Source organism: Candidatus Rhodobacter oscarellae (assembly GCF_001078595.1).
Lineage (GTDB): Bacteria > Pseudomonadota > Alphaproteobacteria > Rhodobacterales > Rhodobacteraceae > Rhodobacter_B > Rhodobacter_B oscarellae.
On sequence record NZ_LFTY01000002.1, the window covers coordinates 660222 to 673503 of the forward strand.

At 66.6% G+C, this 13282-nt stretch carries 14 protein-coding genes and 1 pseudogene; 3 read left to right on the plus strand and 12 right to left on the minus strand.

Annotated features, from left to right (window positions below):
- The first annotated feature begins 6 nt into the window (after positions 1 to 6).
- Positions 7 to 1179, plus strand: a complete 1173-nt coding sequence (locus AIOL_RS08215) for a winged helix-turn-helix domain-containing protein (protein ID WP_049642542.1) — start codon at positions 7 to 9, stop codon at positions 1177 to 1179.
- Here AIOL_RS08215 and AIOL_RS08220 read toward each other — a convergent pair.
- The 6 genes from AIOL_RS08220 to cysG form a co-directional block, all read right to left on the minus strand.
- Entirely contained in the window at positions 1176 to 2021 is an 846-nt protein-coding gene (locus tag AIOL_RS08220; protein ID WP_394298922.1) for a ferredoxin--NADP reductase, read from the minus strand. The genes AIOL_RS08215 and AIOL_RS08220 overlap by 4 nt on opposite strands.
- Positions 2022 to 2091: 70 nt before the next feature.
- A complete protein-coding gene (locus tag AIOL_RS08225; protein ID WP_049642544.1) occupies positions 2092 to 2460 on the minus strand; it encodes a DUF934 domain-containing protein in 369 nt (122 codons plus the stop codon).
- Positions 2461 to 2671: 211 nt separating this feature from the next.
- Positions 2672 to 3436: a phosphoadenylyl-sulfate reductase gene (locus AIOL_RS08230; RefSeq protein ID WP_049642545.1), complete on the minus strand. Its 765-nt coding sequence runs from the start codon at positions 3434 to 3436 to the stop codon at positions 2672 to 2674.
- Positions 3426 to 5093 carry a nitrite/sulfite reductase gene (locus tag AIOL_RS08235; protein ID WP_049642546.1) on the minus strand — a complete coding sequence of 556 codons (1668 nt, stop codon included), beginning with the start codon at positions 5091 to 5093 and terminating at the stop codon, positions 3426 to 3428. The genes AIOL_RS08230 and AIOL_RS08235 overlap by 11 nt, the downstream gene beginning before the upstream one ends.
- A gap of 70 nt (positions 5094 to 5163) precedes the next feature.
- A complete protein-coding gene (locus AIOL_RS08240) occupies positions 5164 to 5466 on the minus strand; it encodes a DUF2849 domain-containing protein (protein ID WP_049642547.1) in 303 nt (100 codons plus the stop codon).
- Complete coding sequence (gene cysG, locus AIOL_RS08245) at positions 5466 to 6851, minus strand: siroheme synthase CysG (RefSeq protein WP_049645329.1); 1386 nt, start codon at positions 6849 to 6851, stop codon at positions 5466 to 5468. Before cysG ends, AIOL_RS08240 begins: the two co-directional genes overlap by 1 nt.
- A gap of 138 nt (positions 6852 to 6989) precedes the next feature.
- On the opposite strand from cysG, the gene AIOL_RS08250 reads away from it, so the two are divergent.
- A complete protein-coding gene (locus AIOL_RS08250) occupies positions 6990 to 7451 on the plus strand; it encodes an Lrp/AsnC family transcriptional regulator (protein WP_049642548.1) in 462 nt (153 codons plus the stop codon).
- A gap of 128 nt (positions 7452 to 7579) precedes the next feature.
- On the opposite strand, the gene AIOL_RS08255 is transcribed toward AIOL_RS08250, so the two are convergent.
- Entirely contained in the window at positions 7580 to 7885 is a 306-nt protein-coding gene (locus AIOL_RS08255; RefSeq protein ID WP_152912428.1) for a hypothetical protein, read from the minus strand.
- A 17-nt stretch (positions 7886 to 7902) separates the two neighbouring features.
- Here AIOL_RS08255 and AIOL_RS08260 point away from each other — a divergent pair.
- Positions 7903 to 8213, plus strand: a pseudogene (locus tag AIOL_RS08260) (Lrp/AsnC family transcriptional regulator); the annotation flags it as partial.
- A 59-nt stretch (positions 8214 to 8272) separates the two neighbouring features.
- Here the strand turns inward: AIOL_RS08260 and AIOL_RS08265 are convergent.
- The 5 genes from AIOL_RS08265 to AIOL_RS08285 form a co-directional block, all read right to left on the minus strand.
- On the minus strand, positions 8273 to 9445 hold the full coding sequence (locus AIOL_RS08265; protein WP_049645332.1) for a cytochrome P450: 1173 nt from the start codon (positions 9443 to 9445) through the stop codon (positions 8273 to 8275).
- Between the two features lie 195 nt (positions 9446 to 9640).
- Entirely contained in the window at positions 9641 to 10516 is an 876-nt protein-coding gene (gene mmsB / locus AIOL_RS08270) for a 3-hydroxyisobutyrate dehydrogenase (RefSeq protein WP_049642549.1), read from the minus strand.
- A 1-nt stretch (position 10517) separates the two neighbouring features.
- Entirely contained in the window at positions 10518 to 11540 is a 1023-nt protein-coding gene (locus tag AIOL_RS08275) for an enoyl-CoA hydratase/isomerase family protein (protein WP_049642550.1), read from the minus strand.
- Between the two features lie 57 nt (positions 11541 to 11597).
- Positions 11598 to 12776, minus strand: a complete 1179-nt coding sequence (locus AIOL_RS08280) for an acyl-CoA dehydrogenase family protein (RefSeq protein ID WP_049642551.1) — start codon at positions 12774 to 12776, stop codon at positions 11598 to 11600.
- A 72-nt stretch (positions 12777 to 12848) separates the two neighbouring features.
- Positions 12849 to 13178, minus strand: a complete 330-nt coding sequence (locus AIOL_RS08285; RefSeq protein ID WP_049642552.1) for a cupredoxin domain-containing protein — start codon at positions 13176 to 13178, stop codon at positions 12849 to 12851.
- Between the last annotated feature and the right edge of the window lie 104 nt (positions 13179 to 13282).

Sequence of the window (13282 nt, forward strand, 5' to 3'; positions counted from 1 at the left end):
GGAATCGTGGCAAGGCTGGAGATTAAGAACCGCGAGGCGCGCTGGCTCTGGCTTGGCGCGCAGGGGCTGGGGGCGACGCCCACCGGGCGTCTGGACCTGCCGGGGCTGGTCGAGCGCCTCGGGCTGGTGCAGCTGGACACGATCCAGGTGGTGGCGCGCGCGCATCACCACATCCTATGGAGCCGCAACCAGAACTACCGCGAAAAGCAGCTCGACCGGCTCTATCACGCGCGGCAGGTCTTTGAGCATTTCACCCATGACGCCTCGATCCTGCCGATGTCACTCTTGCCCTTGTGGCAGCGGCAGTTCGCGCGGATGCGGGGCAAGATCGAGCGCTCCAACTGGTGGGGGATGACGGCGGACAACCCCGAGATCGCCGCCGTTCGGGACCGGATCGCGGCGGACGGCCCGCTCTGCTCGGCGGATTTCGAGGCCGAGGCGCCGAAATCGAAAGAGATGTGGGCCCGGCCGGCGCATAAGAAGGCGCTGGACTACCTTTGGTACGCCGGCGATCTGGCCACCTGCCACCGGCGCGGCTTCACCAAGATGTACGATCTGGGCGAGCGGGTGTTCCCGCCTTGCGCGGCCCTGAGCGAGGCCGCCCAGGTCGACGGGCTGCATCGCGCGGCGCTGGACCGCATGGCATTCGGCACGCTGGGCGAGGTGCGCAAATACTGGGAGGCCACCGAGGTCAAAGAGGTCAAGGCCTGGGGCGAGACTGCCGATGTGGTGCCGCTGCGGGTGCAGACCGCCGATGGGGGCTGGTATGACGCGGTGGGCGCGGCGGATATCGAGGATCGGTTGGCGGGGTTGCAGCGCCCCAGCTCGCGGCTGCGCATCCTCAACCCGTTCGACCCGGTGATCCGCGATCGGGTGCGCCTGGAGCGCCTGTTCGGGTTCGACTATCGCAACGAGATGTTCGTGCCCGCCGCCAAGCGGATCTGGGGCTACTACGTGTTCCCGCTGCTGGAGGGCGACCGCCTGGTGGGGCGGCTCGAGGCGAAGGCGTTCCGGGCCGAGGACCGCCTGGACGTGCTGCGGGTCTGGCCGGAGCCCGGCGTCAAATGGCAAGCGGCGCGCTGGGCCAAGCTGGAGGCCGAGCTAGAGCGGCTGGCAAGGTTCGTGGGCGTGCGCGCGCTGCGCTGGTGCTGCGAGAGGGGCGCGGCGCGCCCTCGCTAGATGCCGTCGCCCACAAAGGCCTTCTCGACCACGTATTCCGCTGGCTCCGAATTCGCGCCCTCGCGCAGGCCGTAGCCCTCTAGGATCTCTTTCATATCCGTGTTCAGCCCCATCGAGCCGCAAACCATGGCGCGGTCGGTCTCGGGCGAGATGCCCTCGATGCCCAGTTCGGCAAACACCGTGCCGTCGCGCAGAAGGTCGGTGATCCGGCCCATCTTGGGGCTCTCCTCGCGGGTGGTGGTGGGGTAATAGGCGATCTTATCGGCAAAGCCCTCGCCGATCAGCTCCGCCAGCAGTTCGTCCTCGCGGATCGATTGGATCAGCTCGGCGCCATAGGTCAGCTCGGCCACGTCGCGGCAGGTATGGGTGATGATGACCTGGTCGTAATCCTCGTAGGTCTGCGGCTCGCGCAGGAGGCTGGCGAAGGGCGCGATCCCGGTGCCGGTGGAGAAGAACCACAAGCGCTTGCCGGGTAGCAAGGCGTCATGCACCAGCGTGCCCACGGGCTTGGGGCGCAGGATGATCTCGTCGCCCACCTGGATGTGCTGCAGCTTTGAGGTCAGCGGGCCGTCGGGCACCTTGATCGAGTAGAATTCCAGCGCGTCGTCCCAAGCGGGCGAGGCGATGGAGTAGGCGCGCAGCAGGGGCTTCTGCTTGCCGGTCTCGGGGTGCGGCTCGCCCATCAGGCCGATCATCACGAACTCGCCAGAGCGGAACCGCAGGCTGGCAGGGCGGGTGACGCGGAAGCGAAACAGCCGGTCGGTATAGTGCTGCACCTCGAGCACCTTCTGCGCGTCGGGCAGGGCGGGCACGGCTTTGGCGGGTTGGTTTGCGATGTTCATCTGTTTGGTCATGTCTGGAACGGCGTGATTCTGCACGCCCCTTTTATGTCGTTAGTGTGCAAATGAGAAGTCAGACGCCTTGCCGCACCCGCGCCTGGTAGTCATGGGCCCGCCAGTCGGCGCGGGCGCGCCACTGCTCCTGCGGCTGTCGGGCGGCCAAGTCGTCGCTGATCTCGACCTCGTCGAACCCCGCGCGCCGCGCCATGGCGTATTGGTCGGCAATCACGTGCCCCTTGGCGCGCAGCCGCCCGGCATAGCCCGCAAGGCGCAGGCGCCGCGCGATGGTGAAGCCGCGGCCATCGGCAAAGCTTGGAAAACGCACGCAAATCAGCGGCGCCTGCAGATCCACCTCATTGGGATCGGCATCCGGGGCAAGCTCCAGCACCGTCCCCGCCCAATCGTCGGGCGCGAACCCGGCATCCGTTACAACAACAGCCATAGCCTCGTGTTCCTTCATTGGGGAGCGCGGCCGCCGCGGCCCGTTCCCATGCTTCATCTTGTCAAAAATACGCAAATCCAGGCCGCGCGTCCGGGCGCAGGCCCCCGTTTAGACGCGACGACGTCGCCCACCCGGGCACCATTGTTCCGGTGATTCGGTGAATAGGCCCCTAACATGTGCCCGGGCAGCGGCGCTCTGTCGCAGGGCCCGGTCATTCCACCGCGCCCTGGCGATCAGGTCCAGCCGCTCCGCCGCGCACCACCTTGCCGTCCACGAAATGGATGCCGCATTCGTCCTTCTCCCGGCCGCGCCAGCGCCCGGCGCGGGCATCCTCGCCCGCCGCCACCTCGGACGTGCAGGGCAGGCAGCCCAGCGAGGGCAGCGACTTGCCCGCCAGCGGGTGCCGGGGCAGCGCATGCGCGCCGATATAGCCCTGCACCTCGTCCGGGGACCAATGCGCCAGCGGGTTGACCTTGACCCGGCCGTTCTCGATCTCGAACAGCTGCAGCGTCGCCCGCCGCCCGCCCTGGAAGCGCTTGCGCCCGGTGATCCAGGCGTCAAAGCCCCGCAGCGCCTTCTCCAGCGGCTCCACCTTGCGCAGGCGGCAGCAGGCGTCGGGGTCCATCACATGCAGCACGCCGTCGGGGTCGCGCTTGAAGAGCTCCAGGCGGTCGGGCTGGATCACGCGCACGTCCATCAGGCCCAGATGCGCCGCCACCGCGCGCTGATAGGCCAGGGTCTCGGGGAAGAGCATGCCGGTGTCCAGAAAGAGGATCGGCAGGCCGGGGCCGGCCCGCGCGATCATATGCAGCAGGGCGATGGAGTCCGCCCCAAAGCTTGAGACCGCGGCCATGCGCCCGATCTCGGGCGCGGTCATCGCAAAGCGCACCACCTCGGCCGGGTCGGCGCCCTCTAGGGCGCGGTTCCAGGCCTCGACGCGGTCCGCCAGGGGCGTATCGGGGATATCAAGCGGCATGAGCCTTCTCCACGGGGTAAAGGGCCGCCTTGAACGGCGCCATCCCCAGCCGGCGATAGGCGTCGAGGAAGGTCTCCTCGGGGGCCTCGCGCTGGTCGAGATAGGTGGCGATGATGCGCTCAATGGCGGGCACGATCTGGTCATAGGCGAAGCCCGGCCCGGTGCGGTCGCCCACAACCATGTCCTCGGTGCCGGTGCCGCCCAGGGTGATCTGGTAGTTCTCCACCCCCGCGCGGTCGAGCCCCAGGATGCCGATATGGCCCACATGGTGGTGCCCGCAGGCGTTGATGCAGCCCGAGATCTTGATCTTGAGCGGGCCGATGTCATGCTCGAGCTTAAGCGCGTCAAAGCGGGTGGCGATCTGTTGCGCCACGGGGATCGAGCGCGCGGTGGCCAGGGCGCAGTAATCCATGCCGGGGCAGGCGATGATGTCGCTGATCAGCCCGGCATTGGCGGTGGCCAGCCCCGCGGCGCGCAGGCGGGCGTGGATCGCGTAGAGATCCGCGCGGGCGACATGCGGCAGGATGACGTTCTGCTCGTGGGAGATGCGCAGCTCGTGGTGGCCGAAGGCCTCGGCGAGATCCGCCATAACGCGCATCTGCTCGGCGGTGGCGTCGCCGGGGGTTTGCCCGTGCGCCTTCAGCGAGATGGTCACGATGGCGTGCCCCGGCACGCGATGCTCGGCGACGTTGCTGTCCACCCAGGCGCGGAACACCGGGTCGCTGTCGAACGCCTGTTCGAATGCGCCCAGGCCGACCTCCGGCAGGGGCGGCGGCGCGAACTGCGCCGCGATCCTCTCAAGCAGCGCGACATCCGCGCCTTGGAAGTGCGGGCGCAGCTCGACAAAGCGCGCCTCGACGAGGCGGGTTATCTTGTCGAGGCCGTTCTCGTGCACGGTGATCTTGATGCGGGCCTTGTACTTGTTGTCGCGGCGGCCCAGCAGGTTGTAGACGCTGACGATGGCCTCGACATAGGGCAGCAGGTCCGCCTTGGGCAGGAAGTCGCGGATCACCTTGCCCACCATTGGCGTGCGGCCCAGGCCACCGCCGATGATGACCTTGAACCCGGTCTCGCCCGAGTCGTTCTTGACGATCTGCAACCCGATGTCATGGGCGCGCACCACGGCGCGGTCATTAGGGGCGCCGGTGACGGCGATCTTGAACTTGCGCGGCAGGAACTGGAACTCGGGGTGATCGGTGGACCACTGCCTTAGAAGCTCTGCATAGGGTCGCGGGTCCTCGATCTCATCCGCTGCCGCACCGGCAAAATGGTCACTCGTAACATTGCGGATGGTATTCCCAGAGGTCTGGATGGCGTGCATCTCGACATCGGCCAGCGCGTCGAGCATGTCGGGCACGTCTTGCAGCTTGGGCCAGTTGTACTGGATGTTCTGTCGGGTGGTGAAGTGCCCGTAGCCGCGGTCAAAGCGCTCGGCCAGCATCGCCAGCTGGCGCATCTGCCCCGGATTGAGCGTGCCATAGGGCACCGCGACCCGCAGCATATAGGCGTGCAGCTGCAGATAGAGCCCGTTCATAAGGCGCAGGGGCTTGAACTCGTCCTCGGTCAGCGCACCGTCGATGCGACGCTGCACCTGAGCGCGGAACTGGGCGACGCGCTCGCGCACGAAGGCCTCGTCGAAGTCGTTGTATTTATACATGCTCGATCCTGGCGGGGGGCGAAATCTTAAAAAGATTTCGGGTCGGAATTCTTAAAGAATTCCGCGCCCCTCACGCATGCTCCTCTTGTTTTCCGTGGTTGTAGTTGGACGGCCCCGCGGCGCGGAACTCCTCGCGGAAATGCACCGGGCGGGGCCCTGCGTCACTGGCGCGGGCGTCGGCCAGGTAGGGCCCGACGACCTCCAAAGGGCGCATCTCGGCGTCCAGGAGCCGCTGCGAGGCCTGCGCCTCGTCCTGCAGAAGCTCCGCCTCGTGCAAATGGCGGGTCCATTCATCCCCGGCGGTCAGGTACACGACGTCGCCTTCCAGCAGCGCGTTGGCGGTCACGACTTTGGGTGAAAAGGGCTTGGGCATTAGGCGATCTCCTCTGAGATATCCGTTGCGGTTTGCGCGGCGTGCACGGCTTGGCGCGGGGCCAAACCCATGAAGGTTATCGCGGGGCCATCCAGCCCCGCCGCGCCGATATCCTCGGCCATATGCGCCAGGCTGGTCTCCACGACGCGCTGGTCGGCGCGCGCGGCATTCTCGACCACGCTGACAGGGGTCTCTGGTGCTGCGCCATGCATCATCAGCCGCCCCTGCACAAAGCGCGCGGCGCGCTTGCCCATGTAGATCGCGGTCACCGCGCCAGGCTGGGCGAGGGCGCGCCAGTCCTGCTCGGCCAGCCCCTTGGCGTCATGCCCGGTCATCAGCCGCACCGCCGAGTTGCGCCCGCGTTTGGTCAGGCTCTGCCCGATCCCGGCGACGGCGGCGCTGGCGGCGGTGATGCCGGGCACGACCTGCCAGTCGAGCCCCGCGGCCTCCACGGCGTCGATCTCTTCGTCCAGGCGCCCGAACACAGAAGGGTCGCCGCCCTTGAGCCGCACCACATGCGCGCCCTGGGCCGCCTGGGCGACGATCTGCGCGTTGATGTCGTCCTGCGAAGCCGAGGGGCCAAAGCCGGTCTTGCCGACATCGATCAGAACCGCCTCGCGCCGGGCAAGCTCTAGGATCTCGGGCGTCACCAGCCGGTCATGGATCACCACATCGGCCCTATCGAGCGCGTTGCGCGCCTTCAGCGTGAGCAGCTCGGGGTCGCCCGGCCCGGCGCCGACGAAGTCGACGCGGCCCTGGCGCGGCGCAGCGCTCAGATGCTGGTCGAGCAGCGCCTCCAGCGCCTGTTCGGGATCCTCGGCGCGGGGGCCGGCGTTGAAGTAGTACTCGGCCCAGAAGTCCCGCCGGGCGCGGCCAAAGGGCAGCCTCTCGGCCATCGGGCGGAAGGCCTTGCCGATCCGCGCCAGCAGGCCCAGCCGGGCGGGCAGGCGCTCTTCCAGGTCGCGCTTGATCGCGCGGGCCAGCACGGGGGCGGCCCCCTCGGTGCCAATGGCTACGGTCACCGGGTCGCGGTCTACGATGGCGGGGGTGATGAACTGGCTGTCCTGCAGGTTGTCGACGATATTGACCAGCGCGCCCTCGGCGCGGGCGATCTCGGCCACGCGGGCGTCCTCTGCGGCGTCCTCATTGGCGGCGTAGAACAGCTTTGCGCACAGAACGTCGCCCCGATCCAATGCGCGCGGCGTCAGGGTGTCGCCATGGCCGTCCAGCAACTTGACCAGATCCGGATGCGCGTCTTGGGCGTAAACGCTGAGCTTGGCCTCGGTCTTGACCAGCAGGCGCAGCTTGGCCAATGCCGCCTCGCCGCCGCCGGACAGGACGACGCGCTGACCGCGCATGTCGAGGAAAATCGGGAAGTGCTGCATCGGATCGCCCTTTGTGGCATCTGGCTCCAATATAGGAAATTGTTCCGCTTAAGCGCCAGGGCCCTGGACGAATAAGGACATTTGTTCTATCCGAGGCGCGGGGCGGAACGAAACCATCGCCCAAAAGGGGAAACGCGAATGGAAGTCCGATTGGACGATTTAGACCGGAAAATCCTTGCCGCGCTGCAACGCGACGCGAGCCAATCGCTGGACGATATCGCCCGCGCGGTGGGGTCCTCGAAGACGCCGGTCTGGAATCGCATCAAGAAGATGCGCGAGGCCAAGGTGATCGGCCAGCAGACGGTGATCCTTGACCCCCAAGCCCTTGGATTCGAAGCCTGTTTCTTCGTCCTGGTGCGCACGTCCGAGCATGAGGCCGACTGGCAAGAGCGGTTCCTACAGGCCCTGCGCGCGCGACCTGAGGTGATGGAGGCGCACCGGCTGGCGGGGGATATCGACTATATCCTGAAGGTCCGCGTCGCCAACGCGCGCGCCTATGACACTTTCTACCAAGCGATGATATCAGAAGTGAAAATCTTCAACGTCACAGCGCTCCTGTCCATGGAAGAAATCAAAAGCACCACAGTGCTGCCTGTGTAACAAAGCGGGCTGTATGATCCATACTGTGCATAAAAGTGCGACCTCCCATGCTTCAATGTTCTAAAAATACCTAAAGCACCGTCCAGCAAATCCGAAACGCCGCAAATACCTAAAGGACCTTAAAGAGTTTACTTCTTCATCAGCCCATCTGCCTTGCGGCGGACAATCACGCTGCGCAGATCGTGCATCGCCATCAGCAAATCATCCGCAAATTTGTCGATCTGCTCATCCGTGGCCTTGGACTGCACCCATTGTGCTGTCAGGTTCAAATGATCCGTTGTGCGGATCAAATCATCGATCCGTCGTTCTTCGATCACCTTGCGCCGTTCCACTACCCATGCGTCAATCTCATTGCGTTCTGCGGCTGTTGGGATCTGATCCCCTTGCGGCTTCACATCCCCCTTGCGGATGTTCACCATGGCGATTTGCTGCATATCCAGCCGCCGCTAGNTCGGCCAGCAGACGGTGATCCTTGACCCCCAAGCCCTTGGATTCGAAGCCTGTTTCTTCGTCCTGGTGCGCACGTCCGAGCATGAGGCCGACTGGCAAGAGCGGTTCCTACAGGCCCTGCGCGCGCGACCTGAGGTGATGGAGGCGCACCGGCTGGCGGGGGATATCGACTATATCCTGAAGGTCCGCGTCGCCAACGCGCGCGCCTATGACGTGTTCTACCAGGCGCTGATCTCGGAGGTGAAGATCTACAACGTCACAGCACTGCTTTCGATGGAAGAGATCAAGTCGACCACAATGCTGCCTTTGTGAGGCGTTGACCGCCTTTTGGCGAAAGGCCCACCCGCCCGCCCCCTTCCGCCAAAAGGCGGTCAGGCGCGGACAATCAGCCGCTCGAGCCCGTGGAAGTGGTAGAGATTGGCGTAGCTTGGGCGCGCCGCAAGGCGCAGCTTTGGGTGGCGCGCGAAGAGCGCCTGCAGGGCGATCTTGAGCTCTAGCCGCGCCAGCGGGGCGCCGACGCAGAAATGCAGCCCGGCCCCGAAGGACAGGTGCTGCGGGCGGCGCGTGGGGTCGAACGCCTGTGCGTTTGGCGTGGCCGCTGGGTCATGCGAGGCGGCGGCCAGGAGGCAGGCGACCTCGTCGCCGCGCCGGAACGCGTGCCCGAAAAGCTCTATATCCTCATAGGCATAGCGGGTGAACATATGCAGCGGCGGATCGAAGCGCAGGATCTCCTCGACCGTCTGGTCGATGCCTGCGCCGGTCAGCCAGTCGAGGTCTGGGCCGTGCTCTAGCAGGGCCTTTACCCCATTGCCCAGCGTGTGCACCGTGGCCTCATGGCCGGCGTTCAAGAGCAGGATGCAGGTGGTGATCAGCTCGTCGGTCGAGAGCCTCTCGCCGTCCTCCTCGGCGGCGATCAGATGGGTGATGAGGTCGTCGGCGGGGCGTGAGCGGCGCTCTTTGACATAGAGGCGCAGGAAGTCAGAGAACTCTAGCGCGGCGCGCGCCGCGTCCGCCTCGATCTCATGCGTGCGGCGGGCCTGATACATCGCGACCATCGCGTTGGACCAGGCCAGCAGATCCGGCGCCATGTCCTCGGGCACGCCCAAGAGCCGCGCGATGATGCGCACCGGGAGCGGCGTGCAATAGGCGGGCAGCAGATCGAAGTCGCCATGCGGGAAGGCGCCCATCAACTCTGCGCAGAGCGCCTCGATCTCCGGCGCCAGCGCGGCGATCCTCCGCGAGGTGAAGGCTCGCAGCACGAGGCCACGCAAGCGCGTGTGGCGCGGTGGCTCCAGCTCGAGCATGGAATGCGCCTCTACCGCGTAGAAGGCGGCGGTATGCGGCTCTGGTGTGGTGGGTTCAAGCGGCTCGCGCCCGAAGCGGCGGTCGCGCAGGATCGCGCTGGTGGCGGCGAGTGCGGTGGTGCAGGGCAGGGCGTAGTCGTCCCAATAGACCAGCGGGCCCAGGGCGCGCGCCCGGGCATAGAACGGGTAGGGGTCCTGCACAAAGGCGGGATCGGTGGGCGATTGAGAGATCGTCGGCAGCGTCATCACTTCTGCTATAGGGCGTGATCCAATTGTGCGCTACCGCGCGCTCTTTCGAAGGCATGCCGCGAGGCGACGCGAAACGCTCGCGATGCGCCGGGCGCCCGGTCGGGATTGCGTATTTGCGGACAAGGTGAAGGAAGGGCGCGCGGGTTCCCCTTCATCTTGTCAAAAATACGCATTCTAAACCCTGCGTCAGGCGCCGCGGCCGCGTTTTTCGAACCTGGGCAACATGGCGGAGAAGTCCTTGCCCGCGCCGTCCTCGGCCTCGACGAACCGCGCGTAGAGGTCGCGCGCGGCGGCGCCCATGGGCGTGTCGGCATCCGCGGCCTCGGCGGCCTGCTGCGACAGGCGCAAGTCCTTGAGCATCAGATCCGCGGCAAAGCCCGGCTGGTAGCCGTTGTCGGCGGGCGATTGCGGGCCCACGCCTGGGGCCGGGCAATAGGCGTTCATCGTCCAGCTATACCCGCTGGAGGTCGAGACCACGTCGAACATCGCCTGCCGGTCCAGCCCCAGCTTATCGGCCAGCGCGAAAGCCTCGCAGGTGCCGATCATGGTGATCCCGAGGATCATGTTATTGCAGATCTTCGCCGCCTGGCCATTGCCCGCGCCACCGCAATGCACCGCCTTCTGGCCCATGATCTCAAAGAGCGGCTGGGCCTTATTGAACGCCTGCTCAGAGCCGCCCGCCATGAAGGTCAGCGTGCCCGCCGCGGCCCCGCCAACGCCGCCAGAGACCGGCGCGTCCACCGGCAAGAGCCCCGCCTCCTCGGCCTGGGACGCCACCGCGCGGGCGCTTTCCACATCCACGGTGGAGCAGTCCACAAACCCCGCGCCCTCGGCCATGGCCGGGATGATCTCCTGGGCCACCGCGCGCAGGATCGCGCCATTGGGCAACATGGTGATCACCACGTCGGCGCGCTCGGCGGCCTCGGCGGCGCTGCTGGCGGCGGTCACGCCCTGGGGCATCGGTGCGGCCAGGTCAAAGCCCGTCACGTGGTGCCCCGCCTGCACCAGGTTCGCGGCCATCGGCCCGCCCATATTCCCGAGCCCAATGAATCCGATCTGCATGTTATCCCTCCAGTTTCAGCTCGTTCTCGCCCAGGGGCGCCAGCATGGCAAGCGCGTCCTCCTGGGTCACGCTCATGGGCCCGTGGCGCCATTTCGGCCGGCGGTCCTTGTCGATGATCGCGGCGCGGATGCCCTCGAGGAAGTCGCCCTGCTCGGAGGCGCGCCAGGTGAAGCGGTACTCCTCGCGCAGCGCGTCCCGGATCGTGCGCGCGGCGCGGACCCGGCGGATCACGTGCAGAGCCGCGGCCATCGAGAGCGGCGAGTTGCGCAACAGCGCCTTGCGGGCGGGGTCGGTGGCGGGGCTGTCGGTGCTGTCCAGCGCGGTGATGATATCGCCCAGGGTCTCGCGGGCGAAGAAGCCGTCCAATTCCGCCTGCGCCGCGGCTAGGGGCGCCGCGGGCGCGTCGGTCAGGTCGGGCAGGGCGCCGGTGGCGATCAAACTGGCCTTCAGCGCCTCCCAGTCCGTTTCCGGCGCGTAGTGATCCGCAAAGCCGCAATAGATCGCGTCGCCCGCGCCCATGCGCGCGCCGGTCAGGCCAAGGTATTCGCCAAGCCGCCCCGGCGCCTGCGCCAGCAGCAGGGAGCCGCCCACATCCGGGACCAGCCCGATGCCGCATTCCGGCATGGCGATCTGGCTTGTGTCGCCCACGATCCGGTGCCGCGCGTGGCAGCCCAGGCCCACGCCGCCGCCCATGGTAAAGCCCTGCAGGAAGGCATAAATCGGCTTGGGATACTCGGCGAGCTTTGCGTTCAGGCGGTACTCGTCGGCCCAGAACTGCCGCCCAAAGGCGAAGTCCCCGGCGCGCCCCGCCGCGTAAAGATCGGCGATGTCGCCGCCCGAGCAGAAGGCGCGTTCGCCCTCGGCGTCCAGGATCACCAGTTCCATGCTGTCATCCTCGGCCCAGCCATCCACCGCGGCCTTAATGGCGCGCAGCATGTCATAGGTCGCCGCGTTCAGCGCCTCGGGCCGCTGCAGGGTGATGCGCCCGGCGCGGCCTTCCTGGCGGACCCAAATGTCGCTCATGAGGCGCGGGCCCCCTGCTTCATCTTGTTCCAAATACGCAAACGCAACACCCGCAACCTAGCGCTCCGCCAGCAATTGCCGCGACACGATTAGGCGCATGACCTCGGAGGTGCCTTCTAGGATCGTGTGCACGCGCAGGTCGCGCACGGTCTTCTCGATGCCGTAATCGCCCAGATAGCCGTAGCCGCCATGCATTTGCAGGCAGCGGTCGGCGACCTTGGAGCAGGTCTCGGTCACGAACGCCTTCGCCATTGCGCAGAACTTGGAGGCATCCGGCGCGCCCTGGTCAAGCTTCCACGCGGCCTGGCGCAGGAAGGTGCGCGCGGCCTGCATCTCTATCTCCATCTCGGCGAGGCGGAACTGCAGCGCCTGGTAGCTGTCGATGCTGCGCCCGAAGGTCTTGCGCTCGCCCATATAGGTCAGCGTCTGCTCCAGCGCGGCCTGGGCGGCGCCCAGCGAGCAGGACGAGATGTTCAGCCGCCCGCCGTCCAGCCCGGCCATGGCGTAGGCAAAGCCCTTGCCTTCCTCGCCCACCAGCTGCTCGGCGCCGACATGGCAGTCGTCGAATTGCACCTGCGCGGTGGGCTGGGCGCGCCAGCCCATCTTGTCCTCGGGCGCGCCGTAGCTCATGCCGTCCGTGCCGTGCTCGATGATGATCGCGCTGATCCCCTTGGGGCCGTCCTCGCCGGTGCGGGTCATGGTCAGGAAGGCGTCGGAATAGCCGCCGCCGGAGATGAAGGCCTTGGTGCCGTTTAGCTTGTAACCCCAGCTATTGTGCCCTACCGCTTCGCTACTTGAGGGCGTTGGCGTACGCTCGGCGCGGGTCTTCAAAGCGGCGGCGTCGCTGCCAGAGCCCGGCTCGGTCAGGCAGTAGCTAAAGAACATCTCGGCCGTGACCATCTTGGGCAGGTACCGCGCCTTCAACTCGTCAGAGCCGAACTTGTCGATCATGCCGGCGCACATGTTGTGGATGGTCATAAACGCGGCGGTGGCCGCACAGGAGCGGCTCAGCCCCTCGAATACCAGCGTGGCGTCCAGGCGTGACAGCCCCGAGCCGCCGTTCTCTTCGGAGACATAGATTCCCGCCAGGCCAAGCTCGGCCATCTTGCGCCAGAGCTCCTTGGGGATGGTGCCCTCGGCCTCCCATTGGCGGGCGTGGGGCGCGATATGCCCCTCGCCAAAGCCGCGGGCCATATCGAAGATGGCCTGTTGTTCCTCGGACAGGGCAAAGTCCATGTCTGCTGCCTCCCTACGCGCGACTGGAATTGAACAGATGTTTAATTAACCCCGCGCGGCGGGGCAAGCCCGCTATTGCGCGGTGATCACCGCCTGCATCCTGCGGTGGATGTTGCAGAAGTAGTCAAAGCTGCCCGCGGCGGTGATCGTGACCTCCGCGCTGTCGCCCCTGCCCAGGCGGCCGGTGTCGAAGGCGCCATTGTTGGCGGTGGCGGTATGCGGTGCGCTGTCCTGGTTGGTGAAGACGACCGTGTCGCCCACGGCGACCTCCAGGCTGGCGGGGCTAAACGCAAAGCCCTGGATCGACACCTCATGGGTGGCGGCAAGCGCCGTTTGGGCGGCGAAGACCATCGGGGCCAGGGCGAGGGCTGCGATTGCGGAGCGGCGTGAAATTCTCGGCATGCGTGGCATTCCTTTCAATATGGATCCGTCAAAACATGCCACCACGGTGGGCGAACACTCGGCGCTCTGTCAATGCCCATACGAGCGCGCGCGCCGGACAGACC